We start from the raw sequence: 2,075 nt of genomic DNA, 5'->3' as shown, positions 1-2,075 counted from the left end.
CGCCCCCGCCGCCGCGGCCGTCACCTGCGCCTCCCCCGTCTGGAAGGCGCAGTACTTCGGCAACACCACCTTCACCGGTACGCCGAAGCTGACCGCCTGCGACTCCGCCGTCGCCGAGAACTACGGGTCCGGCGACCCGGCCGGGGTCACGCTGCCCAAGGACAACTTCTCCGTCCGCTGGTCCCTCACCCGGGACTTCGGCTCCGGCGGCCCCTTCCGGCTCTCCGCGGCCACGCAGGACGGCATGCGCGTCTATGTCGACGGCGTGCGGAAGGTCGACCTGTGGAAGAACGTCTCCGCCACCGTCCGCAAGACCGTCGACCTGACCGTCCCGGCGGGCAAGCACACGCTCCGCGTGGACTACGTCGCCTGGACCGGCACCGCCAACGCCGCCTTCACGTACGCCCCGCGCACCGAGAGCACCGTCGACAAGGTCAAGCCGCTCGCCCCGGCCGGGCTCACCGCCACGTACGACCGGAACACCTCGAAGACCACACTGCGCTGGTCTGCGAACAAGGAGATGGACCTCGCGGGTTACCGCGTGTACCGCCGCCTGAGCGGCTCCGGCACCACGCAGTGGGCGAGGGCCGGCGGTTCGTCGCTGCTCACCTCCGCCACTTTCGCGGACGCGACGCCCGCCACGGGCCAGAGCTTCCTGTACGAGGTCCGTGCCGTCGACAAGGCGGGCCACGAGTCCGCCGGCAGCCCGGACGTCACCGCCGCGACCGTGGACCGTACGGGACCGGCGGCGCCGACCCGTCCCACGGTCACCGGCGACGCCTGGTGGGCCACCCTGGCCTGGCAGGGGAGCGCCGACGCGACGGCGTACGAGGTGTACGCCTCCGCCGCGGCGACCGGCCCGTTCGAGCTGCTGGGTACGACGACCTCGACGTCGTACCGTACCGACGCGCCCGTGAACACCGTCCGGTACTACCGGATCCGCGCCCTGGACGCGCTCGGCAACCCCTCCGCGTACACCGCCGTCACCGGCGACGGCGTCGACCGGACGCCGCCGAAGTCCCCGGTCTCCCTCGGCTCCGTCGCCCGCATCGGCTCCACGGACGTGTACTGGAAGCAACCCGACGGCTTCTACGAGGACTTCGACAACGGCGGGACGTACCGCGTCTACCGCTCGCCCGGCAAGACCCTCGACCCGGCCGCGCTCACCCGCGTGACCTGCCCCCGCGAGGAGAGCGACGAGACCGCCACCGGTGGCATCTGCCACGACCTGGACATGCCGGCGGGCACGTACGTGACGTACGCGATCGCGGCGGTGGACCCGGCCGGCAACGAGTCGGCGCTGTCCGCCCCGCACGTCGTCCGCACCGGCGACCGCGTCGCGCCCGGCCCGGTCACCGGCCTGAAGGCCACCCCGCGCGCCGACGGCGTGCTGCTGACCTGGACGGCCTCGACCGAGGACGACGTCGACGGCTACCTCGCCAGGACCGGCACCCGGCAGCCGGACGGCACGGTCAAGTGGCTCGGCTCCGCCTCCTGCCGCGAGGGCGCGAGCGACCCGCTCGCGGTCCTCTGCGGTGACCTGCCGGACGGTGAGACGTACGTGTACGCGGTCGTCGCCAAGGACCGCTGGAGCAACGCCCTGCCGGCGGGCGACCCGAGGGTCCCGGTCGTCGAGGCCACCGAACTGGACGTCCGGCCGTCCGTGCCGGTCACGCGGGACTGGGCCCTCGGCAACATGGGGTACGGAACGGTCATCGGCCCCGACGAGGACGGCCCCTCCATCAACTGGCGCTGCGACAAGGCACCCGAGTGCGACACGGTCGCGGGCTACCGGATCAGCCGGTGGAACGCGTCGACGAAGGCGTACGAGCCGCTGCATGCGGGGCTGTTGGGGGCGGGGACGCGGGCGTACGCCGACGGGGCGGCGGTGCGGGGGGCGACGTACTTCTATGTGCTGGAGGCGGTGGGGGCCGGGGGCGGTGTGGTGGGCACGCATGCCTGGGCGTGTGTGTTCCAGGACCGTGTCTGACCGCGTGGCGGTCGGGCTTGTTTGTGGCGTCTGCCCGGTGCGCGGACTCGGCTTACTGATTGTCCTCAATCGCCGGACGGGCTTG

1 protein-coding gene is annotated in these 2,075 nt (G+C 72.8%); it reads left to right on the top strand.

All coding sequences use genetic code 11. The features are described 5' to 3' along the window. The coding region (locus GT042_RS16935; RefSeq protein ID WP_161309554.1) for a PA14 domain-containing protein at positions 1–1,990 on the top strand (1,990 nt) is incomplete at its 5' end. Between the last annotated feature and the right edge of the window lie 85 nt (positions 1,991–2,075).

Origin of the sequence: Streptomyces sp. SID3212 (assembly GCF_009865405.1) — a bacterium.
Lineage (GTDB): Bacteria > Actinomycetota > Actinomycetes > Streptomycetales > Streptomycetaceae > Streptomyces.
The sequence above is the reverse complement of the archived record's forward strand: the minus strand, read 5'-3'. Positions and strand labels throughout refer to the sequence as shown.